This window comes from Streptomyces sp. NPDC053542 (genome assembly GCF_044544685.1).
Lineage (GTDB): Bacteria > Actinomycetota > Actinomycetes > Streptomycetales > Streptomycetaceae > Streptomyces.
The window spans coordinates 345,579-363,429 of the sequence record NZ_JBITXL010000005.1 but is presented as its reverse complement, the minus strand read 5'-3'; the positions used below and the strand labels follow the sequence as shown (position 1 = coordinate 363,429).

Below are 17,851 nucleotides of genomic sequence, written 5' to 3'. Positions count from 1 at the left end.
GGCTCCATGACCACCCCACCACCGATGCCCTCCGAACCGCCCACCGTCCACCTCCCCGAGCAGGGGGACGCCTCGGACGACTGGTGGAACCGCCTGTACGCCGACGAGGACCAAGCCCCCACCGAAGACCCGGCCCCGCGCCGGATCGCCGTGCCATCGGATCGCCTCCCGGACTGGTGGGCAGACAAGCCCGTCCACCTCAGTCCGGAGGAGGACACCGAGCCGGAGCCGGTGGATACCGACGCCGACGAGGTGGACGAAGAGCCGGAGGAGCTGGAGGAGGACGAGGACCAGGAGGACGACCTCGCCGCTCCGGCTCCGGTCTCGAAGGCTCCGGCCGCCGACTCCTTCTGGCGGGGCTGGGCGCCTGCGGGCACGGTCGGCATGCAGCTGCTGCACCCGACCCGCGGCCGCAAGGTCCTCTACAACGTCTCGGCCGCCGCCCTGGGCTGGGGCATGAACGCCGTCCAGCCGCTTGAAGAGCTCATCGAAGCGTGCGGCCGGGAGTACGGCCGGGTCGGCGCCGTGGTGCTGGGCGGCGTCGTCGTGCTCGCTGTCGGCGTGCTGATCGACCACAAGACCCGGCACTGGTGGCCGCCGCTGGCCTGGATGTGCCGCATCCCCCTGGCCACCACCGTCCTCGCCTTCCTCCTCGCCCAGTTCTAAGGAGCCCACGTGAACACCCTCGCCGCTGCCGGCATCCAGTCCGGGCAGATCCTCGGCACCCTCGGCGCCTCCGGCGCCGCCCTGGCCGCCACCGTCTTCCTCATCGTCGGCATCAAGGGCAAGCACAAGATCAAGCTCGACGCCGACCAGGCCGCCATCGTCGGCCTGATCGCCGGGACCCTGTACGCCACCGCTGCCGCGGTATGGAGCACGCCGGGCAGCATCGCCAAGGGCATGGCCGCCGCCGTGCAGTCCGGCGTCGGCGGCAACGTCGGCATGGGCGCCATCGCCCTGGTCATCGTGATCGTCCTCTACGGGATGAAGCTCAAGCCCCGGACCGCCGCCCTCCTTGGCATCGCCGCCGCGAGCATCTTCGCGGCCGCCGGCGGCATCTGGGGCATCGTCTCCACCTTCCTGGCCTCCGGCCTCAACCAGGTCCTCGGAGTGGCCTGATGACCGACGAAACGACAGGGGAGCGGCCCATCGAGGAGGCCGCCCCCGACCGGGCCCGCATCGACCTGCGGCCCTACCTGCCCAACCGGGAGGCGTTCGAGGCGCTGTTCACCGGCTCCACCGCGCTGATCGGCCGGGGCTGGGCGTGGATCACGGCGGAGGACTGGAAGGAAGCCCTCACCCGTCTCGGCTACGTCGCCGGGGGCGGGTACGTCGCCGCCTACCTTGTCTGCACCCATCCCGCCTACGGGATGCCGGTCGCCGTGATCGGCTGGTGTGCAGCGGCCTGGATGCATGCCCCCTCCCCTCCCCCGGCCGAAAGGCCGGCGCCGTTCGACGAGGACGACGACCAGGAGGAGCTGGAGCTCGACGAGGGCCTGGAGGAGGACGTCTGCCCCACCCCGGAGCTGGTCGCCGCTCTTGTACGGAAGCTGGCGGGCACCGAGCACCAGGGCGCCCACCTCGCCCAGCTGCTCGACACCGGCCTGCTCGGCGACTGGGACCAGGACGACCTCAAGACCGCACTCGCGAGCTGGGGCATCCCGACGGACAAGTTCAAGCTCTACCTCGGCGGCCGCCAACGGGTGCGAGTAGGGGTGCGGGTGCGGGACCTCCCGGCCGGGCTCGGGGAGGTCCCCACCGCGGCCGGGGAGGGGGACCCCTCGGCCCCCGCCCTGGCGCCCGCTGTGGCCGCCGCCCACACCCCGCCAGCGGCCGCCGCGGTGGAGGCCGATGCGGCCGCCGCTGAGCCCTCCCCTCCCCTCGCTCCCAGCCCCTCTCCTGAGACCGGGGTAGCGAGGTAGAAACCGCAGGTCACAGCGGCCGCTACCTGACCGGCTACCTGCCCGCTACCCACCCCCGCTACCACTCCGAAAGGGGCTTCGGTGACCCTTCACCGCTACCGCTGCGACCGCTGCCGCAAGACCTGGCCGCCCGTCGCCACCCCCGAAGAAGCCGACGCCCAGCGCGCCCGGCACCGTGCCATCGCGCACAGCGGGGCCGCCCCGGACGGCGACGACATTTGGCGAGTGGAGGAACGGCCGGTCGACGGTGTCGGCCTCTCCCGCCCGGCCCGCCGGATGCTCATCGGCATCGGCGTCGGCGGCACGGTAATGGCCGTCTGGAACTGGGTCCACGGCCGGTGACGGTTGCCTGTCCGCCCCGCGGCCATCGCCGGGGCGGGCGGGGAGCCGGACAGCGGTCCGCTCCATGAAAAAGGCCGGGACGACCGCGACTTGGCGGAAGAGGTCGTCCCGGCTCCCATCTCGCAGAGACAGGAGCTCCATAGTGGCATTACGCCGAGACATGCCCATCAGCGACCCCGGCCGAGACGGCGAACGCCCTGCGGACGTACGGGAGTACAGCCAAACCACCGGCGGCTGGACCCGCGACCCCAGCACTCGTCCCGTTCCCGGCACCCCGCAGAACACGGGCAAGGGAGGCCGGCAGTGAGCGAAAAGGAAACCCTGCCCCCGGTCGTGTACGAGTGGTGCGCCACCTGCGGCCAGTGGGTCCCGGCCGGTCATCAGTGCGGTCAGGGGTAGCCGATGGACAGGAACAACCCGGCTGATCGCATCTGCCGCATCCAGCGTTTTGGCAGCACTCGCGTCACGCCCCAGCAACGAGCCGCCGCCATCACACTCCTGCGGAGTCTGCTGCGGGCCTCCTCGTCCCACGGCATCACCCTCGCTGACTGGGACAAGGTGACCGACCTTCCCGCCGCCTGCCTCGGCGTGATCATCACCCACCACTGACCCACACCACGAACAAGGCCCCGCGCATCGGGCAGGGCCTGCACATCGCGCATGACAAGAGCGGCCCGCGTCTCGCCAAAGGGTGGGCCGCTCTCGTCTGCCAGAACTCCCCAGAGAACTGGAGACCTCCAGCATGACCCACCCCACCGACATCCGGCGAGCCTCCGGCAAGAGCCCGCGTGGCGAAGGGGGTGCCGGCAAGTGAGCGCCCCGCCCCCGCCCCGCTACGACAACGTCCGTGCCCTGCCCAGCGTCCCGGAGCCGCGGACCGACCGAACGCCGCCGCAGAATCTGGAGGCCGAGCAGTCCGTCCTGGGCGCCATGCTGCTCTCCACCGAGGCCATCGCCGACGTAGTCGAGACGCTCGATCCCGGCGACTACTATCGGCCCGCCCACGAGACGATCCACCGCGCGATCTGCGAGCTGCACGACCAGGGCCAGCCCGCCGACCCCATCACCGTCGCCGACTACCTGGGCAAACGCGGTGATCTCAACCGTGTCGGTGGCGCCTCCTACCTGCACACCCTCGTCCAGTCCGTGCCGACCACGGCGCATGCCGAGCACTATGCCGAGATCGTGCGGGAGAAGGCCGAACGGCGCCGCCTGATCGAGGCCGGCATGCGCCTGGTCCAAGCCGCCTCGTCCGCGGATACCGACACCGACCAGCTCCGCACCGCCGTGGTCGAGCAGGTCACCGAACTGACCGCCCGGCCCGCCGACACTGCCAGCGCGGACGTGGCTCCGCCCGGGCCGCCGAACCCCTTCTACGACCGGCAGCCGGGCCTGCACCGCCCCCACCGGCCCGGCCCCACCCCGCACCCGGATGTGTTCTGCGGCTGGGCTGGCGAGACGGTGCGCGCGCTGGACCCCACCACCGAGGCGGACCCCGTCGCGGTACTCGTGAACCTGCTCTCCGCAGCGGGCGCGATCATCGGCCGCCGCCCGCACCTGATGATCGGCAATGACCGGCACCCCACCCTGCTCTGGGCCCTGACCATCGGGCCGACCTCCTCCGGCCGCAAGGGCTCGGCGACGTCGACCGCGAGGCGGGTGCTGGCCGAGGCCCTGCCGGACTTCTTCGGGCCCGAGCACACGCCACGTGGGCTGAACTCCGGGGAGGGGCTTATCGAGTACGTGAAGGACGACGACAGCGAGGAGGCGTCGCCAGCGAGCTTCGACAAGCGGCTGTGGGTGGTGGAGTCGGAGTACGCGGTCACCATGAGCCGCGGCCGCCGGGAAGGCAGCTCGCTGCCCGGTGTGCTGCGGCAAGCATGGGACGGCGACTCCCTCGGCTCGATGATCCGCGATTCGCTGAAGGCGACGGATCCGCATATCGCGATCCTGGGGCACATCACCCCCGAGGAGTTCCGGGCCAAGATGCAGGACTCGGAGATGGCGGGCGGCACGTACAACCGCTTCCTGCCGATGTTCTGCCACCGGAACCTCATCCTGCCCGGCTCCCGCGGCGCCAGCCCGGAGTTGGTGGCCAACCTCGCCGCAGGGTGGCGGACCGTCCTGGACGATGCGGCCCGTGTTGAGCAGGTGAAGTTCAGCCCAGCCGCTTGGGAGTTGTACTGCGACCAGGTCTACCCGGCCCTCAGCGACGACTCCGCGGGCGGCGTCATCGCTCAGTTCACCGCGCGGGCCGCGCCGTACGTTCAGCGGGTCGCCATGGTCTACGCCCTGTGCGACCACACCGACACCATCTCCGAAGCCCACATGCGAGCCGCGTGGCAGCTGCTCAACTACGCCCGCGCCTCCGCCGTTCACCTGCTCGGCGACACCACGGGCGATCCGAAGGTGAACAAGCTCGCCGAGGCCGTCCGCGCCGCTGGCCCCGACGGGCTCACCGCTGACCAGATCCGCCGGCTGTTCAAGAACAGCACGCGCGCGGAGCGGGACCGGCTGGCCGCCGAGCTGCTCGACCTGCCCGGCTATGCCCGTCGCCAGAGGGCCACCGGCGGCCGCCCGACCACCGTCCTGACCTACGCGGGCTGAGGGCGGTAAGGGCGAAAAGGTCGATAAGCCTGCTGACCTGCGTAAACGACGGGGCGATAAGGGGTGCGATAAGCGGGGCGGTAAGTCAGCCGCTCCGCAGGGCCGGGACTTATCGCACCCCTTTCCGCACCCCTTATCGCCCCCATGAAAGCCCAGGTCAGACGGCTTATCACCCTTACCGCCCTTATCGCCCCGCCAGCGGCCAAGAACCAATACCTCACCGCACCGCAGAGGAGACACCAAGGTGTCAGCCCGGAAGACGCTCAAGCTCCACGAAGTCCTCGAAGAGATCGACATGAGCCGTGCCGCCTTCTACCGACTGCGCGCCCGCGGCCAGGCTCCCAAGATGTACAAGCTCCCGAACGGTCAGCTCCGATGCCGCCGCAGCGACCTGGACGCCTGGTGGGAGAGCTGCGAGCAGCCCGCCGCCTGACTGACCCTTCCGCCGTTCCATCAGGGGCCCGCCGACGCGGTTCGGCGGGCCCTTCGCCGTACGGAGCCCCATGCCTCTGACCTTCGAATTCGCTATCTACACCATCCGCGAGCGGGCAGATCGTCCCAAGCCGTTTCAGCTCCGCTGGAAAGTTGGCCCACGCCCGCACTCCAAGAGTTTCAAGACCAAGACGCTCGCTGATGGCAGGCGGGCACAGCTGATGGCCGCAGCGCACCGCGGCGAGATGTTCGATGTGGAGACCGGGCTGCCGCAGTCCGAACTCCGAGCCCTGACGCCGCAGGTGACCTGGTTCGAGCATGCCAGGGACTACGCCGGCATGAAGTGGAAGCGATCGTCTGCGAAGGGGCGCTCTACGCGTGCTGACGCTCTCGCCACCATCACCCCTTCCTTGGTCCTGGACACCAAGGGTGCGCCCAAGCCCGCCGTCCTCCGCCGCGCGCTGTCCTGCTGGGCATTCAACTTCTCCGACCAGCAGGGAGAGCCGCCGGCTCCTATCGCATCAGCCCTGGAGTGGGTTGCCCGGAAGTCCCTCCCCATGTCTCGCCTGGAGGATTCCGACACCGTACGGGCCGCGCTGGAGGCATTGAGTCTGAGGCTGGACGGGAAGACCGCTGCGGCCAACACGATCACTCGGAAGCGGATGGTCTTCAACAACGCTCTGCGCTACGCGGTCGAGCGGAAACTGCTGCCGGCCAACCCGCTGCAGTTCGTGGACTGGTCCCCGCCGAGTACGGACGACGAGATCGACTGGCGCTACGTTCCCAACCCGCGGCAAGCCAGGGCGCTCATCGATGCGGTCGGAACGCTGGGGCCGCGTGGCGAGCATCTGCAGGCGTTCTTCGGGTGCATCTACTACGCGGCCACCCGCCCGGCCGAGGCCATGAACCTCAGGGTCACGGACTGCACGCTTCCTGAGACCGGGTGGGGCGTGGTGCTGCTGTCCGGCAGCTCCTCACGGGTCGGCTCGGCCTGGACGAATGACGGCAAGTCCTACGAAGAGCGGGGCCTGAAGCGCCGGGCGCGCGCCTCGGTGCGCGACGTGCCGATTCCGCCGGAGCTGGTGAGGATGCTGCGTACCCACATCGACAGGTACGGGGTGGCGCCGGACGGACGACTGTTCCGGGCAGCGCGGGGCGGCGTGGTGCTCAGCAAGGAGTACTCGGACGTCTGGCAGGAGGCCCGCAAGGTAGCGCTGTCCCCGCACCAGTTCGACAGCCCGTTCGCGGACGTGCCCTACTGCGGGCGGAAGGCCGGCATCTCGCTGTGGCTCGCCTCTGGTGTCGACCCCGTCGAGGTGGCCCGCCGCGCCGGCCACAGCGTCGCCGTGCTCTACCGGTTCTACGCCAGGGTGCTGGACGGCCGCCGTGACCAGGCCAATGAGGCGATCGAGCAGGCACTTCGCGAGGCCGACTGAGCCGGATTCTGGTCCACGCCTGGTCCACACGGGCTGATCCAGAGCGGTATATGGCGGCTCTGGGTGAGACAGGGTGAACGCAAAGAGGGGTGCCCGCATCGGCTGGGCACCCCTTCTGACCAGCTACTTTGCTGACCTGGGCGGAGGCTGTGGGATTTGAACCCACGGTGACGTTGCCGCCACGACAGTTTTCAAGACTGTTCCCTTAGGCCGCTCGGGCAAGCCTCCCCGCGGCACCTGTCGGCGGTCGGCCGACGGTGACGCGGGGATCAGGGTAGCGCGTCAGCTCGCTCCGTGCGCTGTCCGAGCGGCCGGTCCCCGGGATCGGCGGGCGGGCCGTCCGCGCACGTCAGCGGTTTCCGGGCGGGTCGGGCCCAGCACCTCAGCGGTTTCCGAGCGGCCCGGACCCACGTCAGCCGTCTCCCGGCCAGCCGGGAGCGAGCGTCAGCCACCTCCGGCCGGGCCCCTCCGGCCGGGCCCCTCCGCCGGGCCGGGTTCGCGACGGGACGCGCGTCCCCGTCAGCTGTCCCCCACCCGCTGGCCGAGGGTGATCTTGGTGGTGTGCTGTTTGCCGGCGCGTTCGTAGGTGAGGGTTACCTTGTCGCCGGGGCGGTGTTGCCAGATTTCGCTGATCAGGGTCGGGCCGCTGTCGATGACGGTGTCGTCGAGCTTGGTGATCTTGTCGCCGGGCTTGAGGCCGGCCTTGTCGGCCGGGCCGTTCGGGGTGACGGCGGCCGTCCCGCCGTTGCCGCGCTGGGCGATCGTCGCGCCGTCGCTCGTCTCCCGCATGCCGACCTGCACGCCGATCTGGGGGTAGATCGGCTTGCCGGTGCGGATCAGGTCGTCGGCGACCCGCTTGGCCTGGTCGATCGGGATGGCGAAGCCGAGGCCGATGCTGCCGGACTGGCTCTCGCCGCCGAACGGGTCGCCGCCACCGCCGCCGCCCGCCGACTGGATCGCGGAGTTGATGCCGATCACGTTGCCGGAGGCGTCCATCAGCGGGCCACCGGAGTTGCCGGGGTTGATCGACGCGTCCGTCTGCAGCGCGGACATGTACGAGGCGTTCGTGCCGCCGCCGTCGCTGGAGGCCACCGGGCGGTCCTTGGCGCTGACGATGCCGGTGGTGACCGTGCCCGACAGGCCGTACGGGGCGCCGATGGCGATGGTCGCGTCGCCGACGGCCACGTTGGCGGACTTGCCGAGCGGGAGCGGGGTGAGCGTGGCGTCGTCGGGGTTCTTGAGCTTTATGACGGCGACGTCGTAGCCCTGGGCGCGGCCCACGACCTCGGCGGCGTACTTCTTGCCGTTGGAGAACGTCACCGTCAGCTTGCCGCCGTCCGCCGCGCTCGCCACGACGTGGTTGTTGGTGAGGATGTGGCCCTGCTTGTCGTACACGAAGCCGGTGCCCGTGCCGCCCTCACCGCCCGCGCCCTGCGCGTCTATGGTCACGACGCTGGGCAGCGCGCGCTGGGCGATACCGGAGACCGAGGTCGGCTTGCGGTTGAGGGCTTGCGGGTCGCCGGAGGCGGAGACGGTCGTGGAGGACGTGTCGTTCTCGCCGGCGGCCCAGTAGCCGATGCCGCCGCCCACGCCGCCCGCGACCAGCGCTGCCACCAGTACGGCGGCGATCAGGCCGCCGCGGCGGCGCGGACCGGCGGGCGGGCCTGCCGGGGCACCCCAGCCGCCACCGCCGTACGGGGGCTGCGGCGGGCCGCCCCAGCCGCCCGCGCCGCCACCGTACGGAGAGCCGCCGCCGTGCGGTCCGTCGCCGCCCGGCGGGACGGGCGGAAAGGCCGCCGTGTGCTGCGGGTCGGAGCCCGGCACCGGCTGAGCCCCGGCGCCGGTGCCCTCGGGCGGCTGAGCCCCGGCACCGGCGCTCTCCGGCGGCAAAGCGCCGGTGGACGCGCCGGCGCTCGGCAGCTGCTTGGGCGCGGGGGCCGAGCCGGCCGCCGGCGCGAAGGCCGGCGGGGGTGGTGCGGTCCGGGGCGTCTGCGGAGCCTGCGCGCCGGACGCAGGCGCGGCCGACCCCTGGGCCCCGGCGGGTGCCTGCGGCTCCGCCTCCGGCGGGACGGCGGCGCCCTCGTTCTCGGTGCTCACAGCTCTCTCCTCAGCTTCCTGACCATTCCGGCCCGATATCGGGGCCGGCATGTTCGAGCGATGCGTGGCGTATCGGCTTGACGGTGACATGTCGGCGTGACGTTATACGGGAGTGTCCGGTTCAAGCCTTTCCCACGGGGCGTCAGGGCGCCGTAAGCCAAGGCTGTGACCTTGCCTTCATCCTTTATCCCGGACATTTGCGGCGCATCCCCGGGTAATGCTTCAGGTGCGCCCGGACGGTCCGTCACCGCGCGATGGCACGATAACTCGGTGACCACTGCGCGCTCGGTACAAGGTGTCCACCCCGACCCGCCCGCCATTTCCGTCATCGCACACCGCGGGGCCTCCGAGGACGCCCCGGAACACACGCTGGCCGCGTACCGCAAGGCCATCGAGGACGGTGCGGACGCCCTGGAGTGCGACGTCCGGCTGACCGCCGACGGCCACCTCGTGTGCGTGCACGACCGCCGGATCAACCGCACCTCCAACGGGCGCGGCGCCGTCTCCGCCCTGGAGCTGTCCGATCTGGCCGCGCTGGACTTCGGCTCCTGGAAGGACGACGCGGCCGGTGAGGCGCCGGACGGCCGCCACCCGGAGCTCGGCAGCGACCACGAAGCCGCGGGCGATACCGAGCGTACGTCCGTACTGACCCTGGAGCGCTTGCTGGAACTGGTCGCCGACGCCGACCGCCGGGTGGAGCTGGCCATCGAGACCAAGCACCCGTCGCGCTGGGCGGGCCAGGTCGAGGAGCGGCTGGTCGAGCTGCTGGAGCGGTTCGGGCACACCAAGCCGCCGCCCGGCACGCCGTCCGCAGTCCGCGTCATGAGCTTCTCGGCCCGCTCGCTGCAGCGCGTACGGGCCGCGGCCCCGGCCGTGCCCACCGTGTACCTCATGCAGTTCATCACCCCGCGGCACCGGGAGGGGCGGCTGCCTCCGGGGGTGCAGATCGCCGGGCCGAGCATCCGGATACTGCGCGCGCACCCCGATTACGTGGCCAAGGCGCACCACGCGGGGCACGAGGTGCACGTATGGACCGTGAACGAGGAGGCGGACGTCGCCCTCTGCCGCGAGCTGGGAGTGGACGCAATCATTACGAATCGCCCCAAGGAGGTGAGGAATCAGCTGAATCTGACGTAAGGGGCGACAACCGATAAACGGTGGCCCGGAAATCCCCGCGCGGACATATCGGCGGCTCATCGTTCACAGGGAGTGCACCGGCGCATTCAGAACGTGTCTGATCGTCCCGAGTGCGTCACCGGACACGGATTGGCCGGTTTCCGGTCCATCCCAATGGGGCATTCATCCCGTGGCGTGGGGCAAAGGAGGTCTCGGGGGTGGCGTTGGTGGTGGCACAGGAGGTGCCGACGTCGTCGACCATGGCCGTACCCCATGGTCCTGCGGGCGTGGGCTCGGCCAGGCGGCGTATGCGCGATGAGCTGCTGACAAGTGGAGTTCAGGACACGGTCGTCGATGACGCCGTACTCATTCTTTCCGAACTGCTCAGCAATTCCTGCAGACACGCGCGTCCGATATGCGCGGACGGCTCACCGGATGGCGAAGCCAATTCGGTCCGGGCCGCCTGGCGCATCGACGCGCGGGGCCAGTTGACCGTTTCGGTCACCGACGGAGGTGGCCCGACCCGACCACTTCCAGCCACTCCCTCGGTCACCGCACGTGGTGGCAGAGGGCTGGCCATCATCCGCTCGCTCGCCAAGGACTGGGGCGTACGGGACGGGCACGGCGAGGTCACGGTGTGGGCGACGCTGTCGCTGCACGACGCGTTCGCGACCCGCATGGACCTGGCGGCCGGTCTCCCGGCCGAACTGACGAAGGCCCTGGCGGACCTGGACGAGCCGGCGTAGCGCGCGCGAGCGCGGCGCACGGGACCCATGGCGCGGCGCCCGGAACGCCTGCCCGGCGCCAAGGCCGGGCCAGGACGCGGCACATGCCCTAGGCTCGCGCCGATACGCGTCGGAACGACCAGGAGAACCCCTCGCCATGGGCAAGAAGCGCCGTCCCCAGACCAAGGCCGCCACCCCGCAGATCACGGACGGCGAGGTGCCGGTCGTCGGCGCCCGCGAGCCCTGCCCCTGCGGGTCCGGCCGCCGTTACAAGGCATGCCACGGACGGGCCGCGGCGCACGCGGTGACCGAGCTGGTGCAGCGCCCCTTCGAGGGCCTGCCGGGCGAGTGCGACTGGGTGGCGCTGCGCGAGCTGGTACCGGCCGCCACCGCCCCGCTGTCCCTGAAGGGCGGCCTGCCCGAGGGCGTGCCCGCGGTGACGCTGGCGACCGTACTGCCGATGGCCTGGCCCGCGCTGCGCCGCGACGACGGTTCGGTACTGCTCGGCCTGCAGAACGACACCGCGTCCGGTGACCTCAGCCGCGACCTCGCCGACACGCTCCAGCGCGCGCTGGCCGCCGAGCCGGGCACCCCGGTCGCGGCGGGCCGGGCCCCCGCCGACGGCCCGCGCCTGCAGGACCTGCTGGACCTGGACGCGGCCTTCGAGCCCACCGTGCACAGCGGCTTCGAGTTCTGGATCGAGGACGCCGAGAACGCCACGCCCGAGGTCGCCGCCTCCCTGGAGCGGGCCAACGCGGCCGCCCTCCCCACCGCCCGGCTGGCCGGCCTCGCGGGCGCGTACTGGTGCGACGCGGGCGAGAAGAACCACCTGCGCTGGGTGATGGACCACCCCGAGGAGCATCTGCTGGACGCGCTCGCCCGGCTGCACGCCGCGGACGCCTCCTCGCTGGGCGAGGGCACCCGGCTGGTCGGTTCGTTCCGGGCGCACGGCCTGGTCGTACCGGTCTGGGACCTGCCGACGGACCTGACTGCCGAGGAGATCACCAAGCCGGCCACGGAGTTCGGCGAGCGGCTCGCGGCGGCACTCGCCGCGGATGCGCCCCTCACGCCGGCCGAGCGCCGGGCGCGCGGCGGGCTCACCAACCGTCAGGTGACGCTGAGCTGACAGTAACCACGCCTGAAACGTTTGCAGTGAGTCCGGTCACACCGACCGTACTCACCGGTAAATAAGCGTCCGGAATTTCGCGATCGAATTTGCGAACGGCCGATCTCTTGTTACCGTTCTAGGAGCCCGGTCGCTGGTGCATCCCCCGTCGCCAGCGACCGGGCGCTTCCATGTCCGGACCCGGTCCGGCTTCGGACCGGACTCGCTCAGCGGGCCGAATCCGCTTCGGGCGGCGCGGAGTTGCTCCCCGCCCGCAGCAGCAGCCGATCACTTTGAACGTCCGCGATCTCCGCGACCGCCGCGTACGGCGCGCTCCCCCGCACGGTCGCCCCGGACGGCGTCGCACACGTACCGGGCTCGCCCGCCGCCGGCAGCACGCAGTGCGTCTGTACGGTCCGGCCGTCCGGCCGCATCAGGGTCAGCACCGCGCGCAGCGGGCCGCCCGAGGCGTTGCGGTAGTACAGGACGCCGCTCGTGCGGCCACCCTCGGCCACCACGCAGGTCTGCGCCCGGATGCCGTGCGGCGAGGAGAGCTCGGGGCCGCAGCGGGCGGTGCGGCCGTCACCCAGGCCCCCGCCCAGTCCGAGGTCCCTCAGCAGAGTGCCGGGCTCGGTGCCCTCACGTGCCGCGCCGTGCCCCGCCATGGCGCTGTGCCGGGCGCCGTCCTGCGCGGGCCCGTGACGGCCGGGCAGCGGGGCGTGCTGGGCCGAGCCTCGAGGGGAGCCGGGCAGCAGCTCACTCCCCTGCCGAGTGGCGGCCTCGCCGCGGGACTGCGACGACGCGGACGGCCGTGCGCCGGACGACGGTTCGCCGGGCTCCGAGGGGCCGGCGATGGCGGCGGCCAGCGGGAGGGTGAGGGCGAGCGCGATGGTGCTCGCGAGCGCGATCATGCGGACGTTCGACTCGCGAACCATGGGACCCACCTGCGGTTGAGAGCACGCGGGGCGCCCCGGTGGCCGGGGGACCGCGCACGGACTCTGGAGACGCCGCCGGGAGGTCCGGTGGGCCTCCGCCACACATACGCGGAGAGCCGCCGGGCACCCCGAACGGCTGGACGGTGGGCCGAACATATCGAGGACGGGGCGCCCTTCCGGGGGCCTCACACCCGTTTCCCGAGAATGGACGCCTCGCTCACACCCGTACGAGTGAATCTTCCGCGCGCCGTGCCATCCGTGAGAGGGACGAGTCGGCGATTCCGGAGCGACTGAAACGGTTACCTGCCGCGGCGCCCGAAACCGTTGTGTGGGGGGTGTGGGAGCGGGAGTGCGGTCAGTACGCGAGCCGGCTGCCGCCGCCCGGCGCGCCGGCGCTCGCCTCCACGAGCGCGTCCACCACCGTGGCGACGTCGGGCAGCCAGGGTGCGCCGGAGCGCGCTGCCGAGGCGCGCGCGGCCGGCGGGCGCTCCCAGCGCACCTTGCCCGCGCCGGTCTGCGACGGCGGCAGGACGACGTAACCGCCCTCGCCGTGGAAGCGCAGCGAGCTGGGCACCAGGTCCTGTGCGTACAGCAGTTCGCCCAGCTCGGGCAGGGAGTACGGCGCGACCAGCAGCGTCCAGCGGGTCGGGGTCGCGACGACCGGGCCGACCGCCACGCCCGTACGGTCCAGCTCGGCGAGCGCCCGCGCGCCCGCCACGGCCGGCAGGCTCACGGCGCAGGGCGCCTTGCCGCCCGTGGCCAGTACGACCGGGGCGTCCGGGCGGTTCGTCCACCACCAGCGCACCATCCGCGCGTCGGTCGTGGCGGCCAGCAGGCCGGGGTCGAAGGGATGCGCTCCGGGCACCGCACAGTCCGGGTCGGGGCAGCCGCAGGGCCGCTGCTGCTGCGCGCCGCGGGCCGCCTTGCCGCCCGAACGCAGGCCGACTCCGGGGAGCACGGGCCAGTGCCACTCGGTGGCGCACTGGAGCGCCGCGCCGAGCAGTGCCGACCGTCCGCCGCGCCGGAGCTGGAACTTGCGTCGCCTTCCGAGGATCTCGCGCATGAGCGCTCGTTCCTTTCCGTAAACGCCGAGGGCCATGTCCATCGCACTACATGCCGGTTCATACCGCTGTGCGGTGCGCCGCCGCGCCGGGCGCGGATCACACCACGTACTACGTGGATCAGTCATCACTGCGCGTACAAGGCAGCGCATCACGCCGTACGCCGAGCGTGGAACATGGCGGAGGGTGGCGCGCGCATGGCGCTTGCCTGTCCTGTGGTGCAATCCCGCCACGTGGGGGTGCGGCCCGGTCGTCACCGCGTAAGACGCCCGCGCCCTTCGGAGAGTTCCGGCACGGCCCCAACTGGCCCCGCACCTATCCGAGTACGTACCCCCATGGTGGAGATGACGCGCTGTTGATCGCCGTCAGTCGACCGCAAATTGACCTTCCAGGGGCTATTTTTCGGCCAACCTGTTCGCCACACTGACACCATAATCCTCACCAGGGCAATGCTGGACACGCAACAACGCGGCGTGTACATGTGGATCCCATTGATAGCGGAGCAGCATGACATGGGGGTTTGCGATGCTATTGAGCGTAAACAACTGGCGGGCAAATCAGACAAATGCCCGCACAAAACCTCTGCGAACCTCCCCGGACGACGCTTCCACCTCGGATGACGCCCGGGCTGACGTAAGCCGCCGGCCATGACGACCCCCCACGTCCCGAAAGTGGCCGGAATCGAACCCACTCTTCCGGCCCCGGCGCACACTGCGGCCCCCGCCGCCCCGGAAACCCGCCCGTTCGCTCAACTCGCCGCCGCCCATGAGCGGCTGGCCGCCCGCCTCTCCGACCTCACGGCTCTCCACGATCTCACCGGCCGGCTGGCCCGTACGGACACCCTCGAGGCGGCGCTCCACGAAGTGCTGCGGGCCGGGGCCGCCCTGGTCGGCGCCCGCCGCGGCCTGATCACCCTCGAACCGCCCGACGGCCTCGGCCCCGAGACCACCGTCGGCCTGGGGATCGGCCCCGCGGACATCGGCCCCCTGGAGACGGTCCCGCGCCGCGCGATGCCCGTGGGGCGGCTCCTGGACGGGCTGGGGGCGGCTTCCGACACGGACGTGGAGACGGAAGCGGGCACGGGTACGGACGGGAGTACGGCCGCGGCCCCGGAAACGGGCGTCGCCGGGCAACCGCCGCCCGGCGGGAGCACCCGGCCGCTGCCCGACGGGAGTACCCGGCCGTCGCCCGATGGGACTGCCCGGCCGCGGCACGGTGGGAGTACCGCTGTCCCCATCGAGCTCGCGCAGCCCGATCTCGCGGGCGAGCCCGGGCTCGACCCCCGGTTGCGCGAGGTCGCCGCCCGTCTCGGATACGCGGCGAGCTACGCGGTACCGCTGGTCACCGACCCGCCGGCCGACGGCCCCGAGGGGACCGCCGGCCGCCCCCTCGGGGCCGCGGTCTGGCTCTACGACGAGCCCGCCGAACCCAGCGAACGCGGGCGCCGCCTCCTCGCCCTCTACCGCGCCTACGCCACCCGGCACGTCTCCCGCCTGATCGAACTGCACCGAAGACGCCACGCCGAGCGGACCCTGCGCCACGAGATGCTGCCCGCCCGGCTCCCCCGGGCGCCCGGCGTCCGGCTCGCCGTACGGCACGCGGCCGGGCCGTACGGCGGCGGCGACTGGTACGACGCGCTGCCGCTCCCGGACGGCGCGCTGAGCCTGTCCGTCGGCTCCGTCACCGGCTCCGGGCCGAGCGCGGTCGCCGCGATGGGGCGGCTGCGGGCCGCACTCCGCGCATACGCGGTCATGGAGGGCGAGGACCCGGTCGCGGTCCTCTCCGACCTCGAAGTGCTGCTGCGGCTGACCGAGCCGGCGCGCAGCGCGACCGCGCTGTTCGCGTTCGCCGAGCCGCCGGTGGCCGACCCGCTCGGCGGGCCGCCGGCCCACAAGATCGTGCTGGCCGGCGCGGGCCACTGCCCGCCGCTGATCATCGGCGAGCACCGCACGGAGTTCGTGGAGACCTCGCTGTCCGCGCCACTGGGCGTGCTCACGTGCTGGGAGGCGCCGAGCGTGGAGCTCGCGCCGCTGCCCGGCGAAACCCTTCTCCTGTACAGCGACGGGCTGCTGCACCGCACCGGGGAGCCGGTGGACCGCGCCTTCTCCCGGCTGCACGCCGCGGCGGCCGGTCTGCCGAAGTCCGTACGCCAGGACCCGGAGGCCCTCGTCGACCACGTCGTACGGGCGATGCTGCCGCAGGGGCTCGCCGATCCGGGCTCGCCGGAGGACGTGGTCCTGCTGGCGGCGCGCTTCGTGGGGTGAGGGCGGCCTGCGGCTTACGAGGGCCTGCGACATATGAGGGCCTGCGACATGCGAGGGCCCTGCGGCCGGGCCTCATGGCTGGGCCTTACGGATGGGCCCTGCGGCCGGGCCTTACGGACGGGCCTTGTGGCCGGGCCTTGCGGCTGGGCCTGTGGCTCGGCTTTCAAGGCCGGGATGCCTGAGAAGTCACAGCTTCCTGCCTCTGGATTGCTTTCCGTCCACACATACGATGGGAGGCGGTTCAGTCCTTAACGAGGAGGCATAGTGACCGACGAGCTCAGCCCGCAGCCCCCGGAGACCCCGGAGGGCGACGAGCAGCCGATCAAGCAGCGCAAGAACGGCCTTTACCCGGGCGTTTCCGACGAGCTCGCCGAGAACATGAAGTCCGGCTGGGCCGACACGGAGCTGCGCGACCTGAAGCCCATCGAGCAGGCCGCGAACGCCGCCGAGCGGCGCGCCGCGCTCTCCCGCCGGTTCCCCGGCGAGCGCCTGGTGATCCCCGCGGGCAACCTGAAGACGCGGTCGAACGACACCGAGTACTCCTTCCGCGCCGCGACCGAGTACGTCTACCTCACCGGCGACCAGACCGACGACAGCGTGCTCGTCCTGGAGCCCCGTACGGACGGTGCGGACGGGCACGACGCGACGCTGTACCGCCTCCCCCGCTCGAACCGCGAGAACGGCGAGTTCTGGCTGAACGGCATGGGCGAGCTGTGGGTCGGCCGCCGGCACAGCCTCACCGAGGCCGAACTGCTGTACGGCATGCCCTGCAAGGACGTGCGCGAGCTCGCCGACGCGCTGCGCGAGGCCACCGGGCCGGTCCGCGTCGTCCGCGGCCACGACGCCGGCATCGAGGCGGCGCTGACCGACAAGGTCACCGCCGAGCGCGACGAAGAGCTGCGCGTGTACCTCTCCGAGGCGCGCGTGATCAAGGACGACTTCGAGATCGGCGAGCTGCAGAAGGCCGTCGACTCGACCGTCCGCGGCTTCGAGGACGTCGTGAAGGTCCTGGACAAGGCCGAGGCGACCAGCGAGCGCTACATCGAGGGAACGTTCTTCCTCCGTGCGCGTGTCGAGGGCAACGACGTCGGCTACGGCTCGATCTGCGCCGCGGGCCCGCACGCCACGACCCTCCACTGGGTCCGCAACAACGGTGAGGTGCGCTCCGGCGACCTGCTGCTGCTCGACGCGGGCGTCGAGACGAACTCGCTGTACACGGCGGACGTCACTCGTACGCTGCCGATCAACGGCCGGTACACCGACCTCCAGCGCAAGATCTACGACGCGGTGTACGCGGCGCAGGAGGCCGGCATCGCGGCCGTGAAGCCGGGCGCCGGCTTCCGCGACTTCCACGACGCCGCGCAGCGCGTGCTCACCGAGCACCTGGTGGAGTGGGGCCTGGTCGAGGGCCCGGTCGAGCGCGTACTGGAGCTGGGCCTGCAGCGCCGCTGGACCCTGCACGGCACGGGTCACATGCTCGGCCTGGACGTCCACGACTGCGCTGCCGCGCGCACGGAGGCGTACGTCAACGGCACGCTCGAGCCGGGCATGGTCCTGACCGTCGAGCCCGGTCTGTACTTCCAGGCCGACGACCTGACCGTGCCGGAGGAGTACCGCGGCATCGGCGTCCGCATCGAGGACGACATCCTCGTGACCGAGGACGGCAACCGAAACCTTTCGGCGGCGCTTCCGCGGCGGTCGGACGAGGTCGAGGCGTGGATGGCGCGTGTGAAGGGCTGAGGGCACGCGTGCGGCGCTGAGCTGCGCGGATGGCCGGCGGTCCGTCGGCCGACGCACTCACGGGTGGGC

Annotated in this window: 16 protein-coding genes and 1 tRNA gene; 13 read left to right on the top strand and 4 right to left on the bottom strand. The window is 71.8% G+C overall.

Annotated elements, in window-relative coordinates; genetic code table 11:
* Positions 1–6: 6 nt before the first annotated feature.
* The 8 genes from ACIGXO_RS16550 (at position 7) to ACIGXO_RS16515 (ending at position 6,739) form a co-directional block, all read left to right on the top strand.
* On the top strand, positions 7–666 hold the full coding sequence (locus tag ACIGXO_RS16550) for a hypothetical protein (protein ID WP_399786444.1): 660 nt from the start codon (positions 7–9) through the stop codon (positions 664–666).
* 9 nt (positions 667–675) lie between these two features.
* Positions 676–1,119, top strand: coding sequence for a hypothetical protein (locus ACIGXO_RS16545; RefSeq protein ID WP_399786442.1), 444 nt, complete (start codon positions 676–678; stop codon positions 1,117–1,119).
* Positions 1,119–1,922, top strand: coding sequence for a hypothetical protein (locus ACIGXO_RS16540; protein WP_399786439.1), 804 nt, complete (start codon positions 1,119–1,121; stop codon positions 1,920–1,922). Before ACIGXO_RS16545 ends, ACIGXO_RS16540 begins: the two co-directional genes overlap by 1 nt.
* Before the next feature lie 81 nt (positions 1,923–2,003).
* Positions 2,004–2,264, top strand: a complete 261-nt coding sequence (locus tag ACIGXO_RS16535) for a hypothetical protein (RefSeq protein ID WP_399786436.1) — start codon at positions 2,004–2,006, stop codon at positions 2,262–2,264.
* A gap of 402 nt (positions 2,265–2,666) precedes the next feature.
* Positions 2,667–2,873, top strand: a complete 207-nt coding sequence (locus tag ACIGXO_RS16530; RefSeq protein ID WP_399786433.1) for a hypothetical protein — start codon at positions 2,667–2,669, stop codon at positions 2,871–2,873.
* A gap of 201 nt (positions 2,874–3,074) precedes the next feature.
* Complete coding sequence (locus tag ACIGXO_RS16525) at positions 3,075–4,871, top strand: DnaB-like helicase N-terminal domain-containing protein (protein WP_399786430.1); 1,797 nt, start codon at positions 3,075–3,077, stop codon at positions 4,869–4,871.
* 244 nt (positions 4,872–5,115) lie between these two features.
* Positions 5,116–5,304: a helix-turn-helix transcriptional regulator gene (locus tag ACIGXO_RS16520; RefSeq protein WP_399786427.1), complete on the top strand. Its 189-nt coding sequence runs from the start codon at positions 5,116–5,118 to the stop codon at positions 5,302–5,304.
* A gap of 70 nt (positions 5,305–5,374) precedes the next feature.
* Entirely contained in the window at positions 5,375–6,739 is a 1,365-nt protein-coding gene (locus ACIGXO_RS16515; RefSeq protein WP_399786425.1) for a tyrosine-type recombinase/integrase, read from the top strand.
* Between the two features lie 141 nt (positions 6,740–6,880).
* Here ACIGXO_RS16515 and ACIGXO_RS16510 read toward each other — a convergent pair.
* Positions 6,881–6,967 (bottom strand) — tRNA-Ser (locus ACIGXO_RS16510).
* Positions 6,968–7,258: 291 nt separating this feature from the next.
* Positions 7,259–8,836 (bottom strand): trypsin-like peptidase domain-containing protein, encoded by a 1,578-nt coding sequence (locus ACIGXO_RS16505; protein WP_399786422.1) that lies wholly within the window; start codon positions 8,834–8,836, stop codon positions 7,259–7,261.
* A gap of 270 nt (positions 8,837–9,106) precedes the next feature.
* Between ACIGXO_RS16505 and ACIGXO_RS16500 the strand changes: the two genes are divergently transcribed.
* The 3 genes from ACIGXO_RS16500 to ACIGXO_RS16490 all read left to right on the top strand — a co-directional run bounded on the left by ACIGXO_RS16500 (position 9,107) and on the right by ACIGXO_RS16490 (position 11,803).
* Positions 9,107–9,973, top strand: coding sequence for a glycerophosphodiester phosphodiesterase (locus tag ACIGXO_RS16500; RefSeq protein WP_399786419.1), 867 nt, complete (start codon positions 9,107–9,109; stop codon positions 9,971–9,973).
* 110 nt (positions 9,974–10,083) lie between these two features.
* Complete coding sequence (locus tag ACIGXO_RS16495; protein WP_399786416.1) at positions 10,084–10,698, top strand: ATP-binding protein; 615 nt, start codon at positions 10,084–10,086, stop codon at positions 10,696–10,698.
* Between the two features lie 136 nt (positions 10,699–10,834).
* Complete coding sequence (locus ACIGXO_RS16490; protein ID WP_399786413.1) at positions 10,835–11,803, top strand: DUF5926 family protein; 969 nt, start codon at positions 10,835–10,837, stop codon at positions 11,801–11,803.
* Positions 11,804–12,009: 206 nt separating this feature from the next.
* Here ACIGXO_RS16490 and ACIGXO_RS16485 read toward each other — a convergent pair whose 3' ends face one another.
* Together ACIGXO_RS16485 and ACIGXO_RS16480 are read right to left on the bottom strand one after the other, a co-directional pair.
* Positions 12,010–12,717: a hypothetical protein gene (locus ACIGXO_RS16485; protein WP_399786410.1), complete on the bottom strand. Its 708-nt coding sequence runs from the start codon at positions 12,715–12,717 to the stop codon at positions 12,010–12,012.
* Between the two features lie 355 nt (positions 12,718–13,072).
* Entirely contained in the window at positions 13,073–13,780 is a 708-nt protein-coding gene (locus ACIGXO_RS16480) for a bifunctional DNA primase/polymerase (protein WP_399786407.1), read from the bottom strand.
* Between the two features lie 645 nt (positions 13,781–14,425).
* Here ACIGXO_RS16480 and ACIGXO_RS16475 point away from each other — a divergent pair.
* Both ACIGXO_RS16475 and ACIGXO_RS16470 read left to right on the top strand, forming a co-directional pair.
* Positions 14,426–16,042: a PP2C family protein-serine/threonine phosphatase gene (locus ACIGXO_RS16475; RefSeq protein ID WP_399786404.1), complete on the top strand. Its 1,617-nt coding sequence runs from the start codon at positions 14,426–14,428 to the stop codon at positions 16,040–16,042.
* Positions 16,043–16,306: 264 nt separating this feature from the next.
* Complete coding sequence (locus ACIGXO_RS16470; RefSeq protein WP_399786402.1) at positions 16,307–17,782, top strand: aminopeptidase P family protein; 1,476 nt, start codon at positions 16,307–16,309, stop codon at positions 17,780–17,782.
* Positions 17,783–17,851 lie beyond the last annotated feature (69 nt).